The organism is Bradyrhizobium ganzhouense (assembly GCF_049949285.1).
GTDB lineage: Bacteria > Pseudomonadota > Alphaproteobacteria > Rhizobiales > Xanthobacteraceae > Bradyrhizobium > Bradyrhizobium ganzhouense.
This window is the reverse complement of the sequence record NZ_CP181318.1, coordinates 6,668,546-6,690,936: the sequence shown is the minus strand read 5'-3', so window position 1 is coordinate 6,690,936 and position 22,391 is coordinate 6,668,546. Positions and strand designations below refer to the sequence as shown.

29 protein-coding genes, 1 tRNA gene and 1 pseudogene are annotated in these 22,391 nt (G+C 61.6%); 20 read left to right on the top strand and 11 right to left on the bottom strand.

Annotated features, from left to right (window positions below):
- The first annotated feature begins 118 nt into the window (after positions 1-118).
- The 5 genes and pseudogenes from ACLFLU_RS31010 (at position 119) to fixJ (ending at position 3,174) form a co-directional block, all read left to right on the top strand.
- A tRNA-Lys gene (locus ACLFLU_RS31010) sits at positions 119-194 on the top strand.
- Between the two features lie 348 nt (positions 195-542).
- Positions 543-686 (top strand): annotated as a pseudogene (locus ACLFLU_RS31005) (LuxR C-terminal-related transcriptional regulator); the annotation flags it as partial.
- Between the two features lie 128 nt (positions 687-814).
- A complete protein-coding gene (locus tag ACLFLU_RS31000) occupies positions 815-1,015 on the top strand; it encodes a hypothetical protein (protein WP_426408526.1) in 201 nt (66 codons plus the stop codon).
- Positions 1,016-1,133: 118 nt separating this feature from the next.
- A complete protein-coding gene (locus tag ACLFLU_RS30995; RefSeq protein ID WP_426408525.1) occupies positions 1,134-2,576 on the top strand; it encodes a PAS domain S-box protein in 1,443 nt (480 codons plus the stop codon).
- On the top strand, positions 2,566-3,174 hold the full coding sequence (gene fixJ / locus ACLFLU_RS30990) for a response regulator FixJ (RefSeq protein ID WP_426408524.1): 609 nt from the start codon (positions 2,566-2,568) through the stop codon (positions 3,172-3,174). The genes ACLFLU_RS30995 and fixJ overlap by 11 nt, the downstream gene beginning before the upstream one ends.
- A 7-nt stretch (positions 3,175-3,181) precedes the next feature.
- On the opposite strand, the gene ACLFLU_RS30985 is transcribed toward fixJ, so the two are convergent.
- Positions 3,182-3,367 (bottom strand): hypothetical protein, encoded by a 186-nt coding sequence (locus ACLFLU_RS30985; protein WP_426414112.1) that lies wholly within the window; start codon positions 3,365-3,367, stop codon positions 3,182-3,184.
- 154 nt (positions 3,368-3,521) lie between these two features.
- On the opposite strand from ACLFLU_RS30985, the gene ACLFLU_RS30980 reads away from it, so the two are divergent.
- Positions 3,522-3,677, top strand: a complete 156-nt coding sequence (locus tag ACLFLU_RS30980) for a hypothetical protein (protein ID WP_426408523.1) — start codon at positions 3,522-3,524, stop codon at positions 3,675-3,677.
- 29 nt (positions 3,678-3,706) lie between these two features.
- On the opposite strand, the gene ACLFLU_RS30975 is transcribed toward ACLFLU_RS30980, so the two are convergent.
- A complete protein-coding gene (locus tag ACLFLU_RS30975; RefSeq protein ID WP_426408522.1) occupies positions 3,707-3,856 on the bottom strand; it encodes a hypothetical protein in 150 nt (49 codons plus the stop codon).
- An 80-nt stretch (positions 3,857-3,936) separates the two neighbouring features.
- On the opposite strand from ACLFLU_RS30975, the gene hemN reads away from it, so the two are divergent.
- The 10 genes from hemN (at position 3,937) to ccoS (ending at position 13,741) form a co-directional block, all read left to right on the top strand.
- Positions 3,937-5,277, top strand: coding sequence for an oxygen-independent coproporphyrinogen III oxidase (gene hemN, locus ACLFLU_RS30970; RefSeq protein WP_426414111.1), 1,341 nt, complete (start codon positions 3,937-3,939; stop codon positions 5,275-5,277).
- A 61-nt stretch (positions 5,278-5,338) separates the two neighbouring features.
- Positions 5,339-5,788: a DUF6455 family protein gene (locus tag ACLFLU_RS30965; RefSeq protein ID WP_426408521.1), complete on the top strand. Its 450-nt coding sequence runs from the start codon at positions 5,339-5,341 to the stop codon at positions 5,786-5,788.
- A 100-nt stretch (positions 5,789-5,888) separates the two neighbouring features.
- The gene (gene ccoN / locus ACLFLU_RS30960; protein ID WP_426414110.1) at positions 5,889-7,514 is read left to right on the top strand and encodes a cytochrome-c oxidase, cbb3-type subunit I; all 1,626 of its coding nucleotides are present in this window, start codon (positions 5,889-5,891) and stop codon (positions 7,512-7,514) included.
- 8 nt (positions 7,515-7,522) lie between these two features.
- Positions 7,523-8,257: a cytochrome-c oxidase, cbb3-type subunit II gene (ccoO, locus tag ACLFLU_RS30955; protein WP_426408520.1), complete on the top strand. Its 735-nt coding sequence runs from the start codon at positions 7,523-7,525 to the stop codon at positions 8,255-8,257.
- Between the two features lie 11 nt (positions 8,258-8,268).
- Positions 8,269-8,433: a cbb3-type cytochrome c oxidase subunit 3 gene (locus ACLFLU_RS30950; RefSeq protein ID WP_426408519.1), complete on the top strand. Its 165-nt coding sequence runs from the start codon at positions 8,269-8,271 to the stop codon at positions 8,431-8,433.
- 3 nt (positions 8,434-8,436) lie between these two features.
- Positions 8,437-9,309: a cytochrome-c oxidase, cbb3-type subunit III gene (gene ccoP, locus ACLFLU_RS30945; protein ID WP_426408518.1), complete on the top strand. Its 873-nt coding sequence runs from the start codon at positions 8,437-8,439 to the stop codon at positions 9,307-9,309.
- Between the two features lie 90 nt (positions 9,310-9,399).
- Positions 9,400-10,860 (top strand): cytochrome c oxidase accessory protein CcoG, encoded by a 1,461-nt coding sequence (gene ccoG / locus ACLFLU_RS30940; protein ID WP_426414109.1) that lies wholly within the window; start codon positions 9,400-9,402, stop codon positions 10,858-10,860.
- An 18-nt stretch (positions 10,861-10,878) separates the two neighbouring features.
- Entirely contained in the window at positions 10,879-11,379 is a 501-nt protein-coding gene (locus ACLFLU_RS30935; RefSeq protein ID WP_426408517.1) for a FixH family protein, read from the top strand.
- An 11-nt stretch (positions 11,380-11,390) separates the two neighbouring features.
- On the top strand, positions 11,391-13,580 hold the full coding sequence (locus ACLFLU_RS30930) for a heavy metal translocating P-type ATPase (protein ID WP_426408516.1): 2,190 nt from the start codon (positions 11,391-11,393) through the stop codon (positions 13,578-13,580).
- Entirely contained in the window at positions 13,580-13,741 is a 162-nt protein-coding gene (gene ccoS, locus ACLFLU_RS30925) for a cbb3-type cytochrome oxidase assembly protein CcoS (protein WP_426408515.1), read from the top strand. Before ACLFLU_RS30930 ends, ccoS begins: the two co-directional genes overlap by 1 nt.
- On the opposite strand, the gene ACLFLU_RS30920 is transcribed toward ccoS, so the two are convergent.
- Positions 13,738-13,893, bottom strand: a complete 156-nt coding sequence (locus ACLFLU_RS30920) for a hypothetical protein (protein WP_426408514.1) — start codon at positions 13,891-13,893, stop codon at positions 13,738-13,740. The two genes, ccoS and ACLFLU_RS30920, sit on opposite strands and share 4 nt — an antisense overlap.
- Positions 13,893-14,135 (bottom strand): hypothetical protein, encoded by a 243-nt coding sequence (locus ACLFLU_RS30915; protein WP_426408513.1) that lies wholly within the window; start codon positions 14,133-14,135, stop codon positions 13,893-13,895. Before ACLFLU_RS30915 ends, ACLFLU_RS30920 begins: the two co-directional genes overlap by 1 nt.
- Positions 14,136-14,437: 302 nt before the next feature.
- Here ACLFLU_RS30915 and ACLFLU_RS30910 point away from each other — a divergent pair, with 302 nt between their 5' ends.
- A complete protein-coding gene (locus ACLFLU_RS30910) occupies positions 14,438-15,007 on the top strand; it encodes a helix-turn-helix domain-containing protein (RefSeq protein WP_426408512.1) in 570 nt (189 codons plus the stop codon).
- Positions 15,008-15,062: 55 nt separating this feature from the next.
- On the opposite strand, the gene ACLFLU_RS30905 is transcribed toward ACLFLU_RS30910, so the two are convergent.
- From ACLFLU_RS30905 to ACLFLU_RS30885, 5 genes are all read right to left on the bottom strand, one after another.
- Positions 15,063-15,263 (bottom strand): hypothetical protein, encoded by a 201-nt coding sequence (locus tag ACLFLU_RS30905; RefSeq protein ID WP_426408511.1) that lies wholly within the window; start codon positions 15,261-15,263, stop codon positions 15,063-15,065.
- Positions 15,264-15,445: 182 nt separating this feature from the next.
- Entirely contained in the window at positions 15,446-15,625 is a 180-nt protein-coding gene (locus ACLFLU_RS30900) for a hypothetical protein (protein WP_426408510.1), read from the bottom strand.
- Positions 15,626-15,652: 27 nt separating this feature from the next.
- A complete protein-coding gene (locus tag ACLFLU_RS30895; RefSeq protein WP_426408509.1) occupies positions 15,653-16,375 on the bottom strand; it encodes a CBS domain-containing protein in 723 nt (240 codons plus the stop codon).
- Between the two features lie 84 nt (positions 16,376-16,459).
- Positions 16,460-16,726 carry a c-type cytochrome gene (locus ACLFLU_RS30890; protein WP_426414108.1) on the bottom strand — a complete coding sequence of 89 codons (267 nt, stop codon included), beginning with the start codon at positions 16,724-16,726 and terminating at the stop codon, positions 16,460-16,462.
- Between the two features lie 80 nt (positions 16,727-16,806).
- Positions 16,807-17,640 (bottom strand): universal stress protein, encoded by an 834-nt coding sequence (locus ACLFLU_RS30885; protein WP_426408508.1) that lies wholly within the window; start codon positions 17,638-17,640, stop codon positions 16,807-16,809.
- 325 nt (positions 17,641-17,965) lie between these two features.
- Here ACLFLU_RS30885 and ACLFLU_RS30880 point away from each other — a divergent pair, with 325 nt between their 5' ends.
- Genes ACLFLU_RS30880 through ACLFLU_RS30870 form a run of 3 tightly spaced genes read left to right on the top strand, consistent with a single transcriptional unit; the run spans position 17,966 to position 20,945 of the window.
- Positions 17,966-19,078 carry an MlaE family lipid ABC transporter permease subunit gene (locus tag ACLFLU_RS30880; RefSeq protein ID WP_426408507.1) on the top strand — a complete coding sequence of 371 codons (1,113 nt, stop codon included), beginning with the start codon at positions 17,966-17,968 and terminating at the stop codon, positions 19,076-19,078.
- 2 nt (positions 19,079-19,080) lie between these two features.
- Positions 19,081-19,824, top strand: a complete 744-nt coding sequence (locus tag ACLFLU_RS30875; protein WP_426408506.1) for an ABC transporter ATP-binding protein — start codon at positions 19,081-19,083, stop codon at positions 19,822-19,824.
- A gap of 14 nt (positions 19,825-19,838) precedes the next feature.
- Complete coding sequence (locus ACLFLU_RS30870; protein ID WP_426408505.1) at positions 19,839-20,945, top strand: ABC-type transport auxiliary lipoprotein family protein; 1,107 nt, start codon at positions 19,839-19,841, stop codon at positions 20,943-20,945.
- Between the two features lie 286 nt (positions 20,946-21,231).
- Here ACLFLU_RS30870 and ACLFLU_RS30865 read toward each other — a convergent pair whose 3' ends face one another.
- The gene (locus ACLFLU_RS30865; RefSeq protein ID WP_426414107.1) at positions 21,232-21,477 is read right to left on the bottom strand and encodes an AzlD domain-containing protein; all 246 of its coding nucleotides are present in this window, start codon (positions 21,475-21,477) and stop codon (positions 21,232-21,234) included.
- 49 nt (positions 21,478-21,526) lie between these two features.
- Entirely contained in the window at positions 21,527-22,246 is a 720-nt protein-coding gene (locus ACLFLU_RS30860) for an AzlC family ABC transporter permease (protein WP_426408504.1), read from the bottom strand.
- Positions 22,247-22,391 lie beyond the last annotated feature (145 nt).

Genomic DNA, 22,391 nt, shown 5'->3' with positions numbered 1-22,391 from the left:
AGCGGCTTTTCGCATTTCCGGGGTTGTGGAAGAACCTTGGAAAACATGCGCCACATCGCTTGCCAGACCCGGATCGCTTTGCTAAACGACCGACCTCGCAAGGCATTGACCGCCTTTCGGGCGCATAGCTCAGTTGGTAGAGCAGCTGACTCTTAATCAGCGGGTCCCAGGTTCGAGCCCTGGTGCGCCCACCAAGCTTTTCAATAGCTTGGCACCCCGTCCCAAAGCCCATTCCGACAAGCGGGACAGCGGCTATTCCGACAAACCGGCTGCTTTTGTTCTTTCCTCTCGTCGTTTCTTGGTGCCCGAAATTAGCTGTTTCCGTGTGCGCTTCGCATAGGTCGGTAATTGCCGCGATGACCGGTGCCGGCCCGCGGCCCTGAGCTCAGCATCCGTTAGATCGCTGTCGGCTCCCTCGGTGAAGCCGCCATGGCGGAATGAGGTGAACGACAGTTCTTCCCGCAGATCGGCTGCACGAATGATTTCTTGCGAGCATGCGTTCAATTCAAGTTCGGTCCCGCTTCGGACAAGCTTTGACGTTCGGTGCATCGAGCAAGGAAATGAGCAAGCAGCTCAGCATCAGCCTTCGCACGGTCGAAGATCATCGCTACAATCCGTTGCGAAAGCTCGGGGCCAAGAATGCGGCAGACCTCATCCGCATCGTCATGGCCGCGCCGACAGATTAGATTTGTGTGGGCGCGAGGCTTGACCTACCTCAATGCTCATAAGCCATTTGTCTCTATTCTTGTTACACGGCCGACCGCAGCGCTGATCGAATGCCGCCTTGCATTGCGCCGCCGGCGAGATAGAGACGATGGACCAGCAACCGGTATGGCAAAAGATCTCAACCGCCCCTTATGACCGCGACCTTGAACTTGCTGTCATCGAGGGGAATCATCTGCATCCGCTGGTGTTCGCCTGCCGCCGTACTGCCAGCGGCTGGGTCAAAGCGGCGAGCCATGAACGCGTCTTGGTCAACCCGACGCATTGGCGCCTCTGGTCCGCCAAAGGCTAACCCTCTTCAAGCGTGGCTTTCTGCAGACGCCCCTTGCCGGCAGGACCGCCCAGTATGCTATGAGGAACCGATAACACACTATCTGGCAAGGCACGTTCGCATCGGGTCGGGGCACTGAATGACGGCACAGCGGCGATTGTGGTTTCGCTACGGGTCAGCCGCCGCGGCTGCTGCTTTCATATTCGTCGTTCGCCTGATGCTGCATCGCTACTTCGAGGACCGTACCTTCACCGTGATTTATTTGCCGGTCGTGGTCTTTGCGGCCTTCGCCGGTGGGCGGGGGCCCGCGATCTTCGCCACCGTGCTCTGTCTTGCGAGCAGCGCCTATTTCCTGGGAGCAAGCATTTATACTAACCTGGCGAACCTGATCGATGTCTCCTTCTTTGCAGCGATGGGACCGATCCTTGGCGTGATCGGCAACCGCCTTCTGCGCGAAACGGAAGATGCCCGTTACCGTCAGGCGCAGCTGCAATCGATCCTGGATACGGTGCCGGAAGCAATGGTTTTGATCGACGAGCGCGGCATCATGCGTTCCTTCAGCGTCACCGCCGAACGCCTGTTCGGTTGGTCGGCCGCCGAGGTGCTCGGAAAGAACGTCTCGATTTTGATGCCGTCACCGTATCGACAGGAGCATGACGGCTATCTCGACCGCTATCGCATGACCGGCGAACGCCGCATCATCGGTATCGGACGAATCGTGGTCGGCGAGCGCAAGGACGGCTCGACATTCCCGATGGAGCTTGCGGTCGGTGAGGCCAAGGTCGGCTCCGAGCGCTACTTCACCGGCTTTGTCCGAGACCTGACCGAACGCCGGACCCAGGAGCGCCGCATGCAGGAGCTGCAATCGGAACTCGTTCACGTGTCTCGACTGACCGCCATGGGCGAGATGGCTTCCTCACTCGCGCACGAGCTCAACCAGCCGCTATCGGCGATCACGAGCTATCTGCGCGGCGCCTCGACGCTGCTGAAAGCGAAAGAAGTCGACAAGAACCGCGTGCGCGAGGCCATGGATCGCAGCGCCGACCAGGCGTTGCGGGCCGGCGATATCATCAAGCGTCTACGCGAATTCGTGGCCAAGGGAGAGACCGAGCATACTATCGAGAGCCCGGCCACGCTGCTCGAGGAAGCCGCAGCGCTGGCGCTGGTCGGCGCCAAGGAACAGGGCGTGCGCGTGTCGCTGCGCTGCGACCACGATCTTCCCGACATCGTGGCCGACAAGGTACAGGTCCAGCAGGTTGCGCTCAATCTGATCAGAAATGGCATCGAAGCGATGGAGACGACCGGCCGGCGCGAGATGTCTATCGGCGTCACCCGCAAGGATGACTTCGCATTCTTTTCTATCATCGACACCGGCACCGGAATCGCGCCGGAGATCGCGGAAAAGCTGTTCCAGCCCTTCGTAACCAGCAAGGCAAACGGCATGGGAGTGGGTCTTTCAATCTGCCGAACCATCATCGAGGCGCACGGCGGCCGCATCGCGGCGCGTCCCAATAGCGGCGGCGGCACCGTGTTCGAGTTCACGCTCCCTTTCGCCGAAACGGAGGCGCATGATGGGCGATAAGACGATCATTTGCGTCATCGACGATGACGCGGCGATGCGGGATTCCCTGGCGTTCCTGCTCGACGTCAATGGATACAGGCCGCAGGTCTATGAGACGGCTGACGCGTTCCTCGCTAGCGTGAGCGCCGCGCGACGGACCTGTGTGATATCGGATATCCGCATGCCCGGAATGAACGGGATCGAGCTGGTCAGAAAACTGAAAGGTGACGGATCACCCTGCCCGGTGATTCTGATCACCGGCCATGGCGACGTCGCGCTCGCCGTTGAGGCGATGAAGGCGGGCGCCGTGGACTTCATCGAAAAGCCGTTCGACGATACTGCGCTGCTCGAGTCGATCCGCGCAGCCCTTGAGGCCAGGCCGCCGGCGGAGGGCGAAAGTTCGTCAAGGAAGGAGGCCGAGGCGCGGTTGGCCGAGCTGTCGCCGCGCGAGCGCGATGTGCTGCAAGGCCTGGTGGCGGGGAAGATCAACAAGGTTATCGCGCACGACCTTAGTATCAGTCCACGCACGGTCGAGGTCTACCGCGCCAATCTCATGGCGAAGACGGGTGCGCGCAGCATGTCCGAACTGATGCGACTTGCGTTGGCTGCCGGCCTGTGAGGTGCGGCTAGGCGATCGCGTAATGGCCGACGTGCGGCGCGACGAGTGGTAGTGCTTGCGCCGAAGACTGGCGCCGGTTGCAGCGTGCGAGGGCCCGGATAATCTTCTCACGCGCGATCACACCCAGGAGCCGGCTGCCGGCGTCGACGGCAGGCAAGCTCTTGAAGCGGTACTTTTCCATCAAGTGCAGCACGCGCTGCAAGCTGGTCGGCGTCTCCCCGATTACGTCTTGACCTGCATCAAAACGCCTGCATCGCAAAAGCCCTATGGTTGGGCCAGCCTCCGATGCGGAGGATGGAAGAGACCAACATACGCGCACCAGAGTCAGGTGTCGGAGCAAGCCCACAATGTGGATCTTGAGGGGCTGTCTCACGTTGCCGGCCTTGATTGCGACAAGCTGGGCTCATGACACGCTGGGCTTCGTCCTAACTCTCGTCGGCGTGATCGCGATCATCGGCTTTGCCGTCGTTGCGACGGGCTGGACGATTCAGCATGACCCCTAATTGAACCGCTAGGATCGATATTCATGCCGTCATTCGATGTACGTTTTATCAAGACCGTCTGCGACGACACCGGGCACGAGCACCGCGCTTGCCAAGCCGCGTTCACCGTGGAAGCTCCATCGTTGATCGAAGCGGTTCGGCGCGCTGAGGCGGAGTTCTGTCGGCAGAAGCACGTCCACGATTGGACGATCTTCGCGGATGCCGTCGAATTCAGTGCGCCGACCGCGCTGGAACGGGCCTGGGCGTCTTAGCAGGGCTGATGTTCTTGGACAACGTCGTTCGCCGTTACGCCGGCTACAATGTGCCGCGCTATACGTCCTACCCGACTGCCGCCGATTTCACGCCAGCGGTCACGGTGGATGAACACACGGACTGGCTCGGCAGGCTGGACAGGCGAGAGGCCGTCTCGCTCTATCTGCACGTGCCCTATTGCCGCGATATCTGCTTTTACTGCGGCTGCAACACCAAGATGGCGGCCCGTGATGACGTGATCGATGCCTATCGCCGCGCGCTGGAGGCCGAGGTCGATCTCGTCGTCGGTCTCATGAGGCAGAGGGCGAGGATCGCCCGGCTGCATTGGGGCGGCGGTACGCCGAGCATTCTCGGGCCTCACGGATTTCGATCAGTCATGACTGCGCTCAGCCGCCAATTCTCGTTCGATGTAGGTTTTGAGCACGCTATCGAGCTCGACCCGCGGCGTGTCACGCCCGCGTTGGCGAAGGCGCTGGGCGAATTTGGCGTCACCCGAGCGAGCCTCGGCGTGCAGGATGTCAATCCATTGGTTCAGGCTGCGATCGGCCGGCTTCAGCCGTTGGTCGTGATCGAGATGGCGATCGAGCACCTGCGGTCGGCGGGTATCACCAATCTGAATTTCGATCTCATCTATGGTCTGCCGCTGCAGACCGTCGAATCGGTGCGCAAGACCTGTGATCTGGTTGCGGCGATGGCGCCGGACCGTATCGCCTGCTTTGGCTATGCTCATCTGCCGCACCTCAAGGCCAACCAGCGACTGATCGACGAAACGAAGCTTCCGTCGCAGGATCAGCGCATCGATCAAGCGGAAGCGATCGCTGAGGCGCTTGTTCGGCATGGCTATCGGAAGATTGGGATCGACCACTTTGCCAAACCCGGCGATACACTTGCACGGGCCGCAGCCAGCGGAAAGCTACATCGCAACTTCCAGGGCTATACCGACGATTCCAGCCGCATCCTGCTCGGACTTGGCGCGTCGTCGATTTCTACTTTCGCGGATGGGTTCATCCAGAACGTCGCGGATGTGCCCAGATATATTCGCGCCATCGCGGCGGGCTCACTCGCCTCGGCCAGGGGATGTCGGTTCGACGAGAGAGACCGGCAGCGTGCGTTGATCGTCGAGCGCCTGATGTGCGACTTCGCCGTCGACCTCGATGCCGTCGCACCGGATGCTGACTTTCGCGATGAAATGGCGATTCTGGCGCCGATGCAATGGGACGGTTTGGTCGAGATCGACGGCGCGAAATTGACGGTGACGGAAGCCGGCCGAGCCGTCGTTCGCGTCATCGCCGCAGCCTTCGACACCTACAGGCGGGGAGGGGCAGCCCAGTTCAGCAGGGCAATTTGATCTGCGTCAACGACGACGCTCTCGGGCGGACTTAAGGCAAAGCCGAAAAGAGACACAGATCATGTTGATTGAAGCGGGCGGCTGGAAGCGCAGTACACTCTTCAGCAATCTCCTTGACCGCTTCAAAGGCGTCTTGGCTCGCTGGGACGAGATGCAGCGGCTGGACTCCTATGAGATGGAGGCCATTGCGCAGGAGCTCAACCTTTCAAAGGCCGAGCTCGCCGCGCTTGCCTTTGAGCCTTCGGGCTCGCTTCAGTCCCTGAGCAGGCGTCTCTCTCATGCGGGCGTTTCCGAGGACCAGCTGGCAGCATCTCACGGCGACGTACTGCGCGATTTGCGACGGGTGTGCAGTCAGTGTTCATCCAAGGCGCGCTGTGCCCGGGATCTGAGGCACGAGCGGCGGGCGACCCCCGCAAGATACTGCCCAAATGAACAGACGCTGCGGGCACTGGCAGACGAGGTGCATCAAGGCAGCTCCCGGATTCTGCCGTTTCCCACGAGCCGCAATTGATGCTGATCAAACCGCGCAGGCCACGCGTGTGCTCCCCTGATCGCGCTCCATTCCCGAAGGATGTCACGCCATGACGAACGCCACCACGAGTGCAAAATCGATGACGATCGGAGAGGCGATGTTGTGGCCGCTGTTTGCGGTGCTTGCGTTCCTCTGTTTGATCGGCGCCGGATTCGCGCATGACACCCCGTTCGCCTTTCACGCATCCCTCGGATGCGTTGCCAGCATCCTGGCCGCCTTCGCGATTCTCAGCCGCTATTATGATCGTCCGGCCGATTTGCCTGCACAGGAGATCGACGGGCGTCCCAACTACAACATGGGACCCGTCAAGTTCGCCACCGTCGCGGCGATGGTTTGGGGCATCGCCGGCTTTCTCGTCGGCCTCATCATCGCTTCGCAGCTCGCCTGGCCGGCGCTGAACTTCGACTTGCCCTGGACGACGTTCGGTCGCCTGAGGCCCCTTCACACTTCAGCGGTGATCTTTGCCTTTGGCGGCAATGTTCTGATCGCGACCTCGTTCTACGTCGTGCAAAAAACCTGCCGCACACGGCTCGCTGGCGACCTCGCGCCCTGGTTCGTCGTCCTAGGCTATAACTTCTTCATCCTCATCGCGGGCACCGGGTATCTGCTCGGCGTCACGCAGTCGAAGGAATATGCGGAGCCCGAGTGGTACGCCGATCTCTGGCTTACGATCGTTTGGGTCACTTATTTGCTTGTGTTTCTGATGACGCTGGTCAAGCGCAAGGAACCGCACATCTTCGTTGCCAACTGGTTCTACCTTGCCTTCATCGTCACGATCGCCGTGCTCCATCTCGGCAACAACCCCGCGCTGCCGGTCTCCGTGTTCGGCTCGAAGTCCTACATCGCCTGGGGCGGCGTGCAGGATGCCATGTTCCAGTGGTGGTACGGCCACAATGCGGTCGGCTTCTTCCTGACCGCGGGCTTCCTTGCGATCATGTATTACTTCATTCCGAAGCGGGCCGAGCGGCCGATCTATTCCTACCGGCTTTCCATCATCCACTTCTGGGCACTGATCTTCCTCTACATCTGGGCCGGTCCGCACCACCTCCATTACACGGCGTTGCCCGACTGGGCGCAGACGCTCGGCATGACGTTCTCCATCATGCTCTGGATGCCGTCATGGGGCGGCATGATCAACGGCCTGATGACACTGTCGGGCGCCTGGGACAAGCTTCGCACCGATCCGGTGCTGCGCATGCTCGTCGTCTCCGTCGCCTTCTACGGCATGGCGACCTTTGAGGGACCGATGATGTCAGTCAAAGTGGTCAATTCGCTGAGTCACTATACCGACTGGACTATCGGTCATGTGCATTCCGGCGCGCTCGGCTGGGTCGGCTTCGTCTCGTTCGGCGCCCTCTATTGCCTCGTTCCCTGGCTCTGGAACCGCAAGGGTCTCTATAGCCTGAAGTTGGTCAACTGGCACTTTTGGATCTCGACCATCGGCATCGTGCTCTACATCTCAGCGATGTGGGTGTCCGGCATCCTGCAGGGCCTGATGTGGCGTGCCTACACCTCGCTCGGCTTCCTGGAATATTCCTTCATCGAATCCGTCGAGGCCATGCATCCCTTCTACATCATCCGCGCGGCCGGCGGCGCCTTGTTCCTGATCGGCGCGCTGATCATGGCCTTCAATCTCTGGATGACGGTCAACGTTGGTGAAGCCGAAGAATCGCAAGCCGTTGGCCTGCTCCAGCCTGCCGAATAGGTCATCCCATGTCCCTCTGGAATCGACACAAGATCTTCGAGAAGAATTCGATCATCCTGATCGCGGGCATCCTCGCGGTCATAGCGATCGGCGGCCTGGTGGAGATCACCCCGCTGTTCTACCTGAAAAGCACCATCGAGGTAGTCGATGGCGTGCGTCCCTACACGCCGTTGGAATTGACCGGCCGCAACATCTACGTTCGCGAGGGCTGCTACCTCTGCCATTCGCAGATGATTCGTCCGTTGCGCGACGAGGTCGAGCGCTACGGACATTATTCGCTGGCCGCCGAAAGCATGTACGATCACCCGTTCCAGTGGGGATCAAAGCGTACCGGCCCCGATCTCGCGCGTGTCGGCGCGAAATATTCAGACGATTGGCACGTTCGGCATTTGATCGACCCGAGGGCGATCGTGCCGCAATCGGTGATGCCGGGTTATCCGGCACTTGGCGAGACCGATGTCAATCTCGACGATATCGCGGCGCATCTTCGTACCAGCCGTGCCGTCGGCGTTCCCTATACCGACGAAGAGATCGCCAATGCCAAGGCCGATCTTTTGGCGCAGGCCGATCCCGACAACGCCGGGGTGGATGCATTCCAGAAGCGCTATCCGAAGGCGCTTGTCCGCAACTTCGACGGCAAGGGCGGCAATCCAACCGAGCTCGACGCGCTGGTCGCCTATTTGCAGATGCTGGGCACGCTTGTCGACTTCAAGCTCTACGATGAAAAAGCCAATCTGCGCTGAAGGGACCGGACATGAAAGCGATCGTTTCCATTGAAAATCTGGCCTCGCATCTCGTCCTCTCATTCTGGACGCCGGTCTTCGTTGCCATTTTTGCTGCCATCGTCTTTTACGCGCTGCGTCCCCGCAACAAGGCGCTGTTCGATGCTGCGGCCAAGATGCCGCTGCGGGAGGATTGATAGATGAGTGAGCATGGCGATATCGATCACGTTTCGGGCCGCGCGACCACAGGCCACGAATGGGACGGCATCAAGGAGTTGAATACGCCGCTGCCGCGGTGGTGGATTCTCACCTTTTATGCCTCCATCATCTGGGCGATCGGCTATTGGGTAGTGTATCCAGCTTGGCCGCTGATCACGGGCTACACAGCCGGACTCTTCCACTATTCGACGCGCGCAAGCGTTGCCGATGAACTCGCCAAGCTCGAAGTCTTGCGCGGCGAGAAGATGAAAGTGCTCGGAACCGCGTCTCTCGCCGACATCGAGAAGGACCCGACGCTGTTGGCGCTGGCGCGGGCACGCGGCAAGACCGTCTTTGGCGACAATTGCGCGCCTTGTCATGGCAGCGGCGCGGCGGGTGCGAAGGGCTATCCGAACCTGAATGATGACGATTGGCTCTGGGGCGGCTCGCTCGACCAGATCATGCAGACCATCGAGTTCGGTGCCCGTTCCGGACATACCAAGGCACACGAGGGCCAGATGCTCGCCTTCGGACGCGATGGGATCCTGAAGAGGGACGAGATCGTCACCGTCGCCAATTATGTGCGCTCGCTGTCCGGCCTGTCGACGGCGCCGGGTTATGACGCTGCGGCTGGCAAGAAGATCTTTGCGGAAAATTGCGCGAGCTGCCATGGCGAGGCGGGCAAAGGCAACCAGGAAATGGGGGCGCCGAACCTGACCGACAAGATTTGGCTCTATGGATCGGACGAAGCCACCCTCGTCGAGACCATCACAAACGGCCGCGCTGGCGTGATGCCGGCCTGGAGCGGACGGCTAGATCCGGTGACGATCAAGGCGCTGACGGTCTATGTGCACTCGCTGGGTGGCGGCAAATAGGTGGGGCAGGGGCTTGACCGGTTGACGCAGGTCAAGCCCGGCCATCGCGGCGAGGTGTAGCGTTATCGGAGGATTTCGATGAGCCTTCCGATGAACAAGAACGTCACACCCAACGAGCATTTGAGCGCTGACGATGACCTGCCGCTCTACGAGCCGCACAAGAAGGTGTATCCGCAACGCGTTTCCGGCACCTTCCGCCGCATCAAATGGGGGCTGATGGCGTGCTGCCTCAGCGTCTATTACCTCCTACCGTTCGCGCGCTGGAATCGCGGTCTCGGCGCGCCCGACCAGGCCGTCCTGATCGACTTTCCCAACGAGCGCTTCTATTTCTTCTTCATCGAGCTCTGGCCGCAGGAGATCTATTACTTCACCGGGCTGTTGATCCTCGCCGCCTTCGCGCTGTTCCTGATGAATGCGCTCGGCGGCCGGATCTGGTGCGGCTACCTTTGTCCGCAGACGGTCTGGACCGACTTGTTCTATGCGGTGGAGCGCTGGACCGAGGGCGACCGCCGCGAGCGGATCAAGGCCGATGCCGGCCCGATGACTGCGAACCGGCTGGGACGGCGCGTGCTGAAACACGCGATCTGGCTCGTGATCGCCTGGTGGACCGGCGGCGCATGGGTGCTCTATTTCTCCGATGCGCCGACACTTGTGAGCGATCTCGCCACCTTCCAGGCGCCGGCGATCGCCTATATCTGGATCGGGATTCTCACGGCTTCGACCTATCTCCTGGCCGGCCATGCGCGGGAGCAGGTTTGCCTTTACATGTGTCCGTGGCCGCGCATCCAGGCCGCGCTGACCGACGAGTGGGCGCTCAACGTCACCTACAAGTACGACCGCGGCGAGCCGCGTTGTTCGGTAAAAAAGGCGATCGATCTTCGCTCGATTGGCGAGAAGGTCGGGGACTGCGTCGATTGCAACCAGTGCGTGGCGGTCTGCCCGACCGGCATTGACATTCGCGACGGCTCGCAGCTCGGCTGCATCCAGTGCGGTCTCTGCATCGACGCTTGCGACAATGTCATGAACAAGATCGGACGACCGACGCGCCTGATCGGTTACGACAACGACGTCAACGTCCAGCGCCGGATTGCCGGCAAGAAGGAAATCTTCAAACCGGTACGCGCCCGGACAGTCGTCTATGCTACCCTGATCGCCGCGGTCTGCGCGGTGATGCTATACGCGCTGCTGACCCGGTCGCTGCTCGACGTCAACGTATTGCATGACCGCAACCCCGTGGCGGTCAAGCTCAGCGACGGCTCGATCCGCAACGGCTATACGCTGCGCTTCCTCAACAAGCGCGGCTTTGACCGCGTCATTGCCGTCGATATCGACGGTCCCGCCAACGCGCAAATCCACGTAATCGGCGTCGATTCCGTCACGTCAGATCGGCCGATGATCGTCCTTAGGCGCGACCAGACCACCGAACTGCGCGTGCTGGTGACCGCCCCCTTTGACGAGCGGGCGGAGAAGACCCAGCCTCTGAAGTTCCGTGTCACCGACATCGGGCTCGGTGAGGTTGCTTCTGCGACCGACCATTTCGTGACGCCCTGAGATCAGAGGAAGCTGGACATGACGACGTCTTCATCCGCGATGCGACCAATCACAGGACGCTTCGTCCTGATCGTCGTGGTTTCTTTCTTCGCTGTTGTGATCGGCGTCAACCTGGTGATGATGAGACTTGCCATCGCCACGCTTCCGGGGACCGAGGTCGACAGCGCTTATAGCGCGAGCCTGGCCTATCAAAAGGAAATCCAGGCGGCCCATCAGCAGGACAAGCGCGATTGGAAGGTCGATGCGCATATCGAGCTCCAAGCCGACGGCACGGCCTGGCTGAACGTGGACGCAAAGGCGAAGGACGGCACGCCGCTCGCCGGCCTGTCGGTTTTTGGCCGGCTCGAACGCCCAACGGACCGCAGAGCCGATCAGGCATTCGAGATGACGGAGACCGGCGGCGGCAGCTACCGCGGCACCACACGAGGCGTACCTGCAGGGCGGTGGGATCTGGTGATCGAGGCCGATCGCGACGGGAAGCGCGTTTTCTTGTCGCGCAACCGCGTCGTCCTGAATTGAGAGGCGCGGCGATGCAATCGACCATCGATTTCTCACACTACCTGAAGAGGGCCGGCTCGGACCTGCTGCATCTCGATCTGGCGGTCGAAGGCATCAGTTGCGCCGGCTGCATGGCCAAGATCGAGAGCAATCTGTCGAAGATCCCGGATGTCACCTCGGCCCGAGTCAATCTGACCGATCGTCGCCTGGCGCTGGAGTGGAAGGAGGGCGCGGTCGATCCGGCGCTGTTCGTCGATCGTCTCGCCGAACTTGGTTACAGGGCCTATCCGTTCGAGCCTGCGGGCGCCGAGACACGCGAAGCCGAGCGCGCAAGCGCCCTGCTGCGGCGCCTCGGCGTTGCGGCCTTCGCGGCGATGAATGTGATGATGCTGTCGGTGCCGGTCTGGTCCGGCAATGTCAGCGACATGCTGCCCGAGCAGCGCGACTTCTTCCATTGGCTCTCGGCGCTGATCGTGCTGCCGGCTGCAGCCTATTCGGCCCAGCCTTTCTTTTCCTCTGCCTATGCAGCGCTCCGCGCCCGCGGCGTCAACATGGACGTGCCGATCTCGATCGGCATCACTCTGGCATTGGCGATGTCGCTGTTCGAGACCGCGACCCAGGCCGACCACGCCTATTTCGATGCCGCGATCATGCTGATCGCCTTCCTGCTGGCCGGTCGTTATCTCGATCAGAACATGCGGCGGCGCACCCGCGCCTTTGCCGGTAATCTTGCGGCGCTGAAAGCGGAGACGGCGACCAAGTTCATCAATGAGGACGAGATCCGCACGGTTCCGGTCGCGGCGATCCGCCCCGGCGACATCGTTCTGCTCCGCCCCGGCGAGCGTTCGGCAGTCGACGGCAGTGTCGTCAGCGGACGGTCCGAGATCGACCAGAGCCTGATCACCGGCGAGACACTGCCGGCCACGGCGGTGGCGGGAAGTGCGGTTTACGCAGGGACGCTGGTGCGATCCGGTGCTTTGCGCGTCAGGGTATCGGCGGCCTCCGAAGGCACGCTGTTGTCCGAAATCTCGCGGTTGCTCGAAAACGCCGTGCAGTCCCGGTCGCGCTATCTGCGCCTGGCCGAACGCGCTTCGAGACTCTACGCCCCGGTCGTACACGCGACTGCGCTTCTAACCATGATCGGATGGATGGTCGCGGGTGCCACGCTCCACGATTCGATCGTGACCGCGATCGCGGTGCTCATCATCACCTGTCCCTGCGCGCTCGGCCTTGCCATTCCTGCGGTGCAGACTGTCGCCTCTGGCGCGTTGTTCAGTTCGGGTGTGTTGCTCAATTCGGGTGACGCGATCGAGCGCATGGCCAAGGTCGATCGGGTAATTTTCGACAAGACGGGAACGCTGACCCTGCCCGAGCTCGACGTGGCAAATGCCGCCGCGATCCCTGTCGATGTTTTCGCCCTGGCGGGCCGCGTCGCGCTCTCGAGCGGTCATCCTGTGGCTGCCGCGGTGGCGCGCGCGGCCGGCGCCAAGGCACCGCTACCTGGCATCGAGGAGGAGCCGGGGCAGGGCGTTCATGGTGTGATTGACGGGATCGAGGTGAAGCTCGGTCGGGCGTCCTGGTGCGGCGGCGATCGGATAGCTTCCGAGATTCTCAGCCGTGATCCGGAAGCCTCCGTCGTGGCGTTCCGCCACGGTGAGATCTGCCATGTCTTCGCGGTTCGTCAGCGCATCCGGCCCGACGCTGCAAGAGTCATTGCGGAGCTGAACCGCATGGGGCTCGCGGTGGAGATACTTTCCGGGGATCGCGAGCCTGCCGTGAGGGCTGCTGCCGCCGTGCTCGGCGTTCATCAATGGCGCGCCGAAATGACTCCGGTCGACAAGATCGCACGGATCGATGAACTCGCGCGTCACGGCCACAAGGTACTCATGGTCGGCGACGGCCTGAATGATGCGCCGGCGTTGGCAGCCGCCCATGCCTCGATGTCACCGGTCACCGCCACGCATATGAGCCAGGCCGTTGCCGATGCCGTGTTCCTCGGCGAACGGCTTGCCCCGGTGAAAACCGCGATCGTCGTTTCACGCAAGGCGTTGCGGCTGATGCGTCAGAACCTCTGGCTTGCGGTGGTTTATAACGGACTGGCTGTACCGATCGCCATTGCAGGTCTGGTGACGCCGCTGATCGCGGCGGCCGCGATGTCCGGGTCCTCGCTGCTCGTGATGCTCAATGCCTTGCGTGCGCGCCAGCACAGGGAAACGGTCTGATGGAAGTCCTGGTCTATCTGGTTCCGCTTGCGATCATGCTCGGCGCGCTCGGCCTCGCGGCCTTTCTCTGGTCGCTCAAGAACGGCCAGTACGACGATCTCGATGGCGCGGCATGGCGGGCGATCGCGGACGATGAGCCGGCCGGGAAGTCCCGCGGCTAGGGTGCAAAGCGAAGCGCGAGCATCAGCAAGGCGATCGCGATCCCGGCGACGGCGATCGGCAGCGTCCAGTCCGGGCGCTTGCGGGGCGAACCGAACAAGGTCTCGATGAACCGGACGATCGCCATCCGTTTCATGAAGGGGTGCCCGCTCATCAGCAGCAACTCATCGGCAGCATCAGCGGCCGTCGGTAGCGCCAATGCGTCGCAGTTATCTCTAAGGGCCTCAACGTCTCGGCATCGAGCCAGCCGTCGCCGTGACGCAGGCATGAAGCACCAGGCACGTTGATATTCGCATCGATGGTGGCGACCTCGATCTCGCGATCGAAGGGAGCACAGGCGATCTCGCGCCAGTCATTGCGCAACAGATGCGACAAGAACATAGATATCCGGTTCATGGCTACAATCCGCCATTGTGAATACCGCGAGATACTCGGGCGGGCGTGGTCGGGCCGCCTTGAGCTGCATCAATGAGCCCATGATCCACCACCTAAACCCGAGCCTACGGGTTTATACTTAGGGGAACGACCCGAATTTCGAAATTTGAGGAAGAGGGCAAACTTCCGGCATCAACGATCGAAACCGGAGTTATGCCATGCTCACCGCCGCAACCGTCAAGTCCTCGATCCAGGCCCGCCCATCCGCTCCGGTCCGGTCGGGGGCGCTTCCCGAGAGCCCGCTCGGCCTGATGGGAGCTCCGATGCGTTTTGCGCGCAATATTGAAATCTACGGCGAAGACGAGCCGGCTGACTATCTTTACCAGGTCATCTCAGGAGCGGTGCGAACCTACCGCATGCTGGACGACGGCCGCCGCCAGATCAGCGCCTTTTATCTGCCTGGCGATATTTTCGGCGTCGAAGCCGGTGATGTGCATCTTTCCTCAGCGGAGGCGATCTGCGACGCGCAAATCCTGGTTATCAAGCGGAGCGCCGTGATGGCCCGCGCCGAATACGAGAAGGATTTGGCCAAGCAGCTATGGACACTGACGGTACGTGAGCTGCGGCGCGTACAGGAGCATTCGCTGGTGCTGATCAAGAGCGCGGAAGAGCGCGTCGCCGGCTTCCTGCTCGAGATGGCAGGTCGCAACTCGAGCACAGCGACTATCGAACTGCCGATGTCGCGTCAGGATATCGCCGACTATCTGGGATTGACGATCGAGACGGTATCGCGAACGTTCACCCAGCTCGCGCAGTCCGGAACCATCGCTTTGGAGACTTCGCGGCGCGTCCTGTTCCGCAACCGAGCGGCCTTGAGCCGACTGAACGCATAAAGCCGAGACCACGATGGATGAATGCGTCGGACCGAATAAGCGGCCCGACGCATTTTTATTTAGTGCTGTCAGGCGTCGATCCGAGCACGTGGCCGCCCGAGTCGATGAGATGAATGCCGGAGCAGGCCAGGCACGAGACGCTTTCATATCGCGCGTCTGCTGCCCCGGTTGTTTCCTCGGCAAGCAGCGCCTGCACCTTGTGACCTGTCCGTGGGCAATTGAACAGGATCGGACGCCAGCGCTGACGGTCAGCCATTCTTCACTCCTGGCATGACAGTCGGTGCCCGCTTCAGGCGGCCTTCTTGCGGGGCGACACACCGCAAACGGCGATCGAAAGAAGAAGCGACTCAGACGGCATCGTGAACCTCCCATGTTGAAAGCAGCATGGGAGGAATCGTCGCCCTGCCGGTTGATGTGGATCAAATTTGGCGCAACGTTTCAGCGGCGTGCACGTGGTCCTCGTGCGGTCCATGCCGCAGCGAGGCCAACGAAGGCAACGATCAGGATCATGGCTACAAAGGTCTGAACGAGGCCGAAATTCAGGGTATCGCGGGATACCAGCAGCGCCGCGATGGGCGCTGCCAATGTGAAGAGAATGCGAACGATCCATCCCAACATGAAACCCTCCAAAGCCGGTCCGCAGCCTCAGCTCGCGGCTTTGATGTCTTCTGGAGATTCCACATAGAAGCCGGACCAGGTGTCGACGAAGCAGAGATGATCGTGCACCTTCTTGACGCCGGCAGTGTCCTCTGCTGCCACGATCGTGGCCTGACGGGCCTGATCCGTGGTGATGATGCCGTGCAGATGCACGACGCCGTTGCGGACCGTGACCTCAAAGCCGATCGGCCGCCAGTCGGTCTTGCTTACGGTGCGGATGATGCGATCGCGGATGTGGTCATCATCCGCGGTTGGGTCTGGGATCTCGTGTGCCATGCTGGCAACGGCCTGCAGGAGGTTCGAGCGCGTGACGATTCCCTTCAGCATCCTGCCGCTCATCACCGGAAGGCGCTTGATGTCGTTCTTCTCCATCAGGCGAACCAGTTCCTCGAGCGGCGTCTCCTCGTCGACCGTGATCGGATCTGGCGTCATGATATCCTCGACCTTGCGGCCGCGTTCGTGAACAAACTCCGAGGCCGCCTTTCCCGGTCCCAGGAAGAACTGCAGCCATGTGGGACGCTTCCGGCCGGTGCCGATCTCGCTGCGGCGTAGGAAGTCGCTTTCCGAGACCATGCCGACGAGTCGGCCGGCGTCGTCCATGACAGGCAGTCCGCTGATATGGGTCTGCAGCATGATCTTGGCTGCTTCCTCGATCGTGGTGTGCGGCGTGACGATGATGCAGTCCTTGGTCATGATCTGATGGGCGCGCATGGTAACTCCATTTGAGTTGGTTGATGCCAAGCTAGGCGATGCCACGGCTCTGGCCTTGACCTGCCTCAATTGTCACGGCTGTCATCATTCCAGGGTTTTCAGGAGGGCGATGAAATCGCCGACCTGGTCGGCGTCGAAGCTGAATTGCGGCATGGTCGGATGACCAGTGACGATGCCTTCCGCCAGCGCTTCCTGCAGCATTTCGACTGGATAGCGTTCGTGCAGGGTCCGGAAGGGCGGCGCGATCCTGAGCGGGCTGGGGCTCACCTTGTCGATGGCGTGACACCTCGCGCAATAGGTTCGTGCGAGGCGTTTGCCCTGCTGGGGATTTTCTGCTGCGGCTGACGACATGGTCGAAAGCAGAGCAACAGCGACGAGAATTCCGCTCGCGGCAGATTGACGGATCAGGGACATGATTGGGCCGCTTCGCCTTAGTGCGACATCAGGACCGGAATCGTCATGCTACGGAACATTTCGCGGGTGACGCTGCCGAACACGGTTTCCTGCAGCCGGGAATGGCCGTAGCCGCCCATCACGAGGAGATCGAGGCCGTCATCGGCCGCGATCGACAGGATACTGGACTGCACATTGCCGCGATCGGCTTGCAGCGAGACGGTCCGCACCGGCAATCCGTTCCGCGCCAGATGCTTGGCGAGCTGGGCCGGCGATACTTCCGCAGACAAGTCCGACGCGTTCAACGTGATCGCCGTCAGCGCGTCTGCCTTCGCGAGCAAGGGAACGGCATCGCGCAAGGCGCGCGCGGCCAAACGACCTCCATCCCAGCAAATGCCGATGCGGGCGGGTTTGAACGTGCCACGGAACGTATAGGGGAGAAACAGGATCGGTCCCCCGGATTGCAGTAGCAATTCCTGGGGGAGCTGGTTGTCGAAAGTGTCGCGCTCCGGCTCGCCCTGCGAAACCACCGTCAGATCGTAGAGGCGGGAGGCCGCGCCGGCCACCGACGCAATTTCGGCGAATGTGCCGATAAGAGGGCGGGTGCTATGTCCGATCTCGGCGTTTTTCGCTTCGACTTCGAAGACGCGTAGGGCCGCTTCGGCGCGCTCCAGGGCGCGCTCATGTTCGACCTCGAAGATCGATGCGACGGCCGCACCTCCTTCCGCGACGAAGGGTAGGCTGGTGGATTCATAAGCTGTGGCGATGGCATCCAGATGCGCGCCGCACGTCATTGCCAATGAAATCGATCCGTCGACCGCTGGCCGCTGCGATCGTTCCGTCGGGATATGCACAAGCAGGTTCTTGTACATCGTTGCGGCTCCTCAATTCCGCGCGGGAAGCGCATGGCGCATGGGACCACAGGGCTCCGCTCTTTGGTTTGATGTACGTCAAAGTCCGCACGGGTTGCGCAGGATACCGCTGCGGGCATCGATTGATAGAACAGGGGGCAGAAACATGGTGCTTCGGCTGCAACACAGCGCTCACCCCGACCGACGGCGAGATCGTCGCCATCGGGCGCAAGCATTTTCACCTCGAACCGAATTGACGCAGCTCAATCCTCGGCGTGGCCGACGACGCTAGGTTCCACACCAAAAGGAGGTTGCGGATGTCGTCTTCAGCATCGGGAGCTGTCTCTTGACCGACATGCCGAGCCTGATCACGAGCGAACAGCGGCCCGGCGTGCTATTGGCGAGCGGGGCTTGGACGGTCGCAAACGTCGAGCTCCTCGAACGCCTTTGCGCGGGCGTGCCGCCGAAACGGAAGGGGCCGATCGATCTCAGTGGCGTGACGGCGCTTGATACCGTCGGCGCCTGGCTGTTCGAGAAGCTTGCCCGGCGCCACACGGCCGGATCGCCGGGGCCGGTCCTTGTCGGTGCCTCCCCATCCCATTCCGGCCTGCTTCGCGAAGTGCAGGAATTGAACAGGGGAGAGCCAGGCCGAAAGCGACGGGATAATCCCTTCGTCGATCGCCTGACGAAAATGGCACGCGCCCTTGCCTCCGACAGTGTCGCATTTCTGCACATGCTCGGTGCCATCAGCCTCGCCCTAGGTCGCGTGCTACGTCATCCAGCATCCTTTCGTCTGACGTCGACCGTCTACCAGCTCGGGCGTGTCGGCTGGCAGGCGATTCCGATCATGGCACTCATCACGTTCCTGATCGGTGCAATCATCGCCCAGCAGGGAATTTTTCACTTTCGCAAGTTCGGTGCCGACTCTTATGTGGTCGACATGGTCGGCATCCTGGTGCTGCGCGAGATTGGGGTGCTGATCGTCGCGATCATGGTCGCCGGCCGGTCGGGCAGCGCCTACACCGCCGAGCTTGGTTCGATGAAGATGCGCGAGGAGATCGACGCACTCAGTACCATGGGCCTTGATCCGGTTTCCGTGCTGATTCTGCCAAGGGTGCTGGCGCTCATCGTGGCGTTGCCGATCCTCGCTTTCCTGGGTTCGCTGGCGGCGCTCTATGGCGGCGGCCTTGTCGCGTGGCTCTATGGCGGCATGAGTCCGGCGATCTTCATCGCGCGGCTGCGGGAGGCGGTTTCGGTCACGCATTTCGAAGTCGGCATTTTGAAAGCGCCGTTTATGGCGTTGGTGATCGGGCTCGTCGCGTCGACCGAGGGGCTCAAGGTCAAGGGCAGCGCCGAATCCCTCGGTCAGCAGACGACGGCTTCCGTCGTCAAGTCGATCTTCCTGGTGATCGTGCTCGATGGCCTGTTCGCCGTGTTCTTCGCGTCGATCGGGATGTAGCCATGGCTGACGGTCGCATCGCAATTCATGTGCAAGGTCTCGTAGTCGGCTTCGGCGACCGGGTCGTGATCGACCATCTGTCCCTCGATGTCCGTGAAGGCGAGATTTTGGGGCTTGTCGGGGCGTCGGGTGGCGGCAAGTCAGTGTTGTTGCGGACCCTGATCGGGCTGTTGCCGAAGCAAGACGGGCAGATCGCCTTTCCTGCATCGATGGGCGACGAAGCCACGCGCTGTGGCGTCTTGTTTCAGCAGGGTGCGCTGTTCTCGGCCCTCAACGCCCGGCAAAATGTCCAGTTTCCACTGCGCGAGGCCGCACATCTTTCTCCCGCGCTGCTCGATGAGATCGCCAACGCCAAGCTCGAAATGGTGGGATTGAGCGCGGACGACGGCGACAAATTCCCAGCCGAGCTTTCCGGCGGCATGACCAAGCGCGTGGCGTTGGCCCGGGCGCTGGCGCTCGATCCAGCATTACTGTTCCTGGATGAGCCCACTTCCGGGCTCGATCCGATTGCAGCGGGCGAGTTCGACTCGCTGATCACGACGCTGCAGCAGACGCTCGGCTTCACGGTCTTCATGATCACTCATGACCTCAACACGCTGGCCGCCGTCTGTAACCGTGTCGCAGCCCTTGCAGACGGCCGGATCGCCGCGCTCGGACCGTTGCCCGAGGTGCTCAAATCCGACCATCCCTGGGTGAGAGCCTATTTTCACGGCGCCCGGGCTCAGATGCTGCACCTCGGTGCATGACGAAAGGAACATCTATGGAAACGCGCGCACCCTTTGTCATCGTCGGTGCCTTCGTGTTGGCGGCGATCGTCGCTGTGTTCGGCTTCGTCTATTGGCTCAACAACGCCGGTGGGATCGGTAAGCGGGAGACCTATCACGTCGTCTTCAATGGTTCGGTGTCGGGCCTGCTGGTTGGCGCGGCGGTGCTGTTCAACGGCATTCGCGTCGGCGAGGTCACCTCGCTCGACCTCGTCGCCGACCGGCCGCATGACGTCCATGCGACCATCGCGGTCGCAGAACGTACGCCGGTTCGCGTTGACACCAAGGTCGGTCTGGATTTTCAGGGGCTGACCGGCGTGCCCGTGGTTGCGCTGGAGGGCGGCGAAGACGCTTCCGCGCCGCCGGTCCAGGGCTCGCTGATCGCCGAAAAGGGGGCGGGGCAGAGCATGACGCAGGCCGCCCGCGACGCCTTGCGCAAGGTGGACAGCGTGCTCTCGGAGAACGCGGCGCCCCTGCACGAGGCCATCAGCAACCTCAGCACCTTCACCGACGGGCTCGCGCGCAACACGCCGAAGCTCGACGGGATCGTGCGGGGGTTGGAGCACATGACCGGCGGCGGTACCCCGCCGCGCAAGGTGACTTACGATTTGAAGGCGGCGGACACGTTCGACAAGCCCAGGCGCCCGTTGGAGCCGGGCATCGTCATCGCCGAACCGACGGCAACGGCGCGCCTGCAAACTCAACGCTTCCTGTTTGCCTCCGACGAGGAACCGCACGACGGCTTCGCCAATGTGCAATGGAGCGACTCGCTGCCGGCGCTGGTGCAAGCGAAGCTGCTGCAGAGTTTCGAGAATTACGATATCGTCCATGCGCCCCTGCGCGGTGACGCCCTGAGCGAGGGTGGCGTTCGCCTCCTGGTCGATCTACGGCGCTTCGACATCACGATCACGCCGACCACCGAGGTCACCATAGAGCTCTCCGCGAAGCTCATCGATGGAGCCGGCAACCTCAAGGCCGCGCGGATATTTAAACAGTCTGCCCCGATTGGGGGGATCACGGCGCCGCAAGCGGCGACGGCTTTCAGCGGAGCGTTTGATATGCTGGTGCGGGATGTTGTGACATGGACGGCATCGGCACGGTGAATTCCGGAGGAGCCGAATGGCACCATGAATGAAAATTCTCTGCTCGCATTCGCGTTCACGGCCACGATCATCGAACTTACGCCGGGCCCGAATATGGGCTATCTCGCGGTGCTTGCAGCGTCCGCCGGACGGCGGGCAGGCCTTGCCGCGACCGCAGGCGTGGCTGCAGGCTTGCCGGGCGCGGGCATCGCATCGTCGCTTGGCCTCGCCGCTATCGTGTCCGCTTCAAACCTGATTTATGAAATCCTGCGCTGGGGTGGCCTTGACGGACGGAGCACATGCTACCTCACAGATTGGAGCTTGCGACAAGTGCGGCTACTGCGAAGCCTGCGGCCAACGCAGCCCATTCCTTGCCAGTCCGCGCCATTACGCTGAGAGCAGCCAAGCAGCCAGCAATGCTCGGCAACCCGCCTTTAATGCAAGCGGCTGCTACGAAAGCCACGAAGAGATTGCCTGGAGCGAGCCGAAAGAATCTCGCAACAATTCCGGTCTCCTCTACCAAGCCAGCTGCGAGGAAACCGCCCACCCGCATTGCGTACGTCGCCAGTCCTGCAGATCCGATCGCCAACAAGGTTTGCCAGCTATGCATCATCACCTCGTATCATGCAAAGGCTTGTGCCGGTCGCACCGCCAAGCAGCATCGCCCAGTCGGACGCGGCCAACCAGCAGGCCGCCGCAGCAACCGCAGCAGACAGGAGCCACGGGAGGACCGAGCGGTTACCGCGCCATTGCGTTGGAAGCAGAGTCACAATAAACGCCGCTGGAAGAAGAGCAGCAGCCGCCGCGAGAGAACCGCTCGGCGTCCAAGAGAGGGCACAACCGAGGGCAGTACCTCCTATCCACCCAATGGCCATTGGTATGCTGGCGCCAAGCAGATATCCAGCATCGGGATTGTTTCGTCGTGCGTCCGCTGTCGTCATAAGCCATGATGCATCGGCGAGAAGGAACATAATCGGGAGCGTTAGTCGCTTCGGAAGCACGCCGAAGAACTGGTGAAGATGAGCCCCCATCACGAGATATCGGGCATTCGTGGCGATACAGACCAGCACCAAGGGAGCGATGGAAGGCGTTGTAGCCCACATAGACAACGTGACGGCTTGCGCCGTGGCCGAATATACGAGGATACTTAGAAGCACCGAAGGAAGAAACTCCACACCGATGCCGCGATAAGCCACCCCCATGACGACACCCGCAACGCCATTGCTGACGATGAACGGAGCCGCTTCGACGAAGCCGCGCCGAAACCCCGCACGAGAGAATGTGGCTGGAGAGGGGTCCGAAGGCGTTGTTGTAATGGTCATGACCATTACATAAGGCTGGAATGGAGCGCTGATGTCAAGAGATCCTATACGAGCGGCGTCGCAATTTTTTGGAGGACGCGTTTGCTTGGATTTCGCGAATACGCTTGATTGGCGCACATCTTCCGATCCAGTTGAGCTCATCCCC

What these genes read in the sequence shown, in the direction of transcription:
- ACLFLU_RS31000 (WP_426408526.1), top strand. Translation starts at nt 815, where the DNA reads ATGGACCAGCAACCGGTATGGCAAAAGATCTCAACCGCCCCTTATGAC.
- ACLFLU_RS30995 (WP_426408525.1), top strand. Translation starts at nt 1,134, where the DNA reads ATGACGGCACAGCGGCGATTGTGGTTTCGCTACGGGTCAGCCGCCGCG.
- fixJ (WP_426408524.1), top strand. Translation starts at nt 2,566, where the DNA reads ATGGGCGATAAGACGATCATTTGCGTCATCGACGATGACGCGGCGATG.
- ACLFLU_RS30980 (WP_426408523.1), top strand. Translation starts at nt 3,522, where the DNA reads ATGTGGATCTTGAGGGGCTGTCTCACGTTGCCGGCCTTGATTGCGACA.
- hemN (WP_426414111.1), top strand. Translation starts at nt 3,937, where the DNA reads ATGTTCTTGGACAACGTCGTTCGCCGTTACGCCGGCTACAATGTGCCG.
- ACLFLU_RS30965 (WP_426408521.1), top strand. Translation starts at nt 5,339, where the DNA reads ATGTTGATTGAAGCGGGCGGCTGGAAGCGCAGTACACTCTTCAGCAAT.
- ccoN (WP_426414110.1), top strand. Translation starts at nt 5,889, where the DNA reads ATGACGATCGGAGAGGCGATGTTGTGGCCGCTGTTTGCGGTGCTTGCG.
- ccoO (WP_426408520.1), top strand. Translation starts at nt 7,523, where the DNA reads ATGTCCCTCTGGAATCGACACAAGATCTTCGAGAAGAATTCGATCATC.
- ACLFLU_RS30950 (WP_426408519.1), top strand. Translation starts at nt 8,269, where the DNA reads ATGAAAGCGATCGTTTCCATTGAAAATCTGGCCTCGCATCTCGTCCTC.
- ccoP (WP_426408518.1), top strand. Translation starts at nt 8,437, where the DNA reads ATGAGTGAGCATGGCGATATCGATCACGTTTCGGGCCGCGCGACCACA.
- ccoG (WP_426414109.1), top strand. Translation starts at nt 9,400, where the DNA reads ATGAACAAGAACGTCACACCCAACGAGCATTTGAGCGCTGACGATGAC.
- ACLFLU_RS30935 (WP_426408517.1), top strand. Translation starts at nt 10,879, where the DNA reads ATGACGACGTCTTCATCCGCGATGCGACCAATCACAGGACGCTTCGTC.
- ACLFLU_RS30930 (WP_426408516.1), top strand. Translation starts at nt 11,391, where the DNA reads ATGCAATCGACCATCGATTTCTCACACTACCTGAAGAGGGCCGGCTCG.
- ccoS (WP_426408515.1), top strand. Translation starts at nt 13,580, where the DNA reads ATGGAAGTCCTGGTCTATCTGGTTCCGCTTGCGATCATGCTCGGCGCG.
- ACLFLU_RS30920 (WP_426408514.1), bottom strand. Translation starts at nt 13,893, where the DNA reads ATGAGCGGGCACCCCTTCATGAAACGGATGGCGATCGTCCGGTTCATC.
- ACLFLU_RS30915 (WP_426408513.1), bottom strand. Translation starts at nt 14,135, where the DNA reads ATGAACCGGATATCTATGTTCTTGTCGCATCTGTTGCGCAATGACTGG.
- ACLFLU_RS30910 (WP_426408512.1), top strand. Translation starts at nt 14,438, where the DNA reads ATGCGTTTTGCGCGCAATATTGAAATCTACGGCGAAGACGAGCCGGCT.
- ACLFLU_RS30905 (WP_426408511.1), bottom strand. Translation starts at nt 15,263, where the DNA reads ATGGCTGACCGTCAGCGCTGGCGTCCGATCCTGTTCAATTGCCCACGG.
- ACLFLU_RS30900 (WP_426408510.1), bottom strand. Translation starts at nt 15,625, where the DNA reads ATGTTGGGATGGATCGTTCGCATTCTCTTCACATTGGCAGCGCCCATC.
- ACLFLU_RS30895 (WP_426408509.1), bottom strand. Translation starts at nt 16,375, where the DNA reads ATGCGCGCCCATCAGATCATGACCAAGGACTGCATCATCGTCACGCCG.
- ACLFLU_RS30890 (WP_426414108.1), bottom strand. Translation starts at nt 16,726, where the DNA reads ATGTCGTCAGCCGCAGCAGAAAATCCCCAGCAGGGCAAACGCCTCGCA.
- ACLFLU_RS30885 (WP_426408508.1), bottom strand. Translation starts at nt 17,640, where the DNA reads ATGTACAAGAACCTGCTTGTGCATATCCCGACGGAACGATCGCAGCGG.
- ACLFLU_RS30875 (WP_426408506.1), top strand. Translation starts at nt 19,081, where the DNA reads ATGGCTGACGGTCGCATCGCAATTCATGTGCAAGGTCTCGTAGTCGGC.
- ACLFLU_RS30870 (WP_426408505.1), top strand. Translation starts at nt 19,839, where the DNA reads ATGGAAACGCGCGCACCCTTTGTCATCGTCGGTGCCTTCGTGTTGGCG.
- ACLFLU_RS30865 (WP_426414107.1), bottom strand. Translation starts at nt 21,477, where the DNA reads ATGCGGGTGGGCGGTTTCCTCGCAGCTGGCTTGGTAGAGGAGACCGGA.
- ACLFLU_RS30860 (WP_426408504.1), bottom strand. Translation starts at nt 22,246, where the DNA reads ATGACCATTACAACAACGCCTTCGGACCCCTCTCCAGCCACATTCTCT.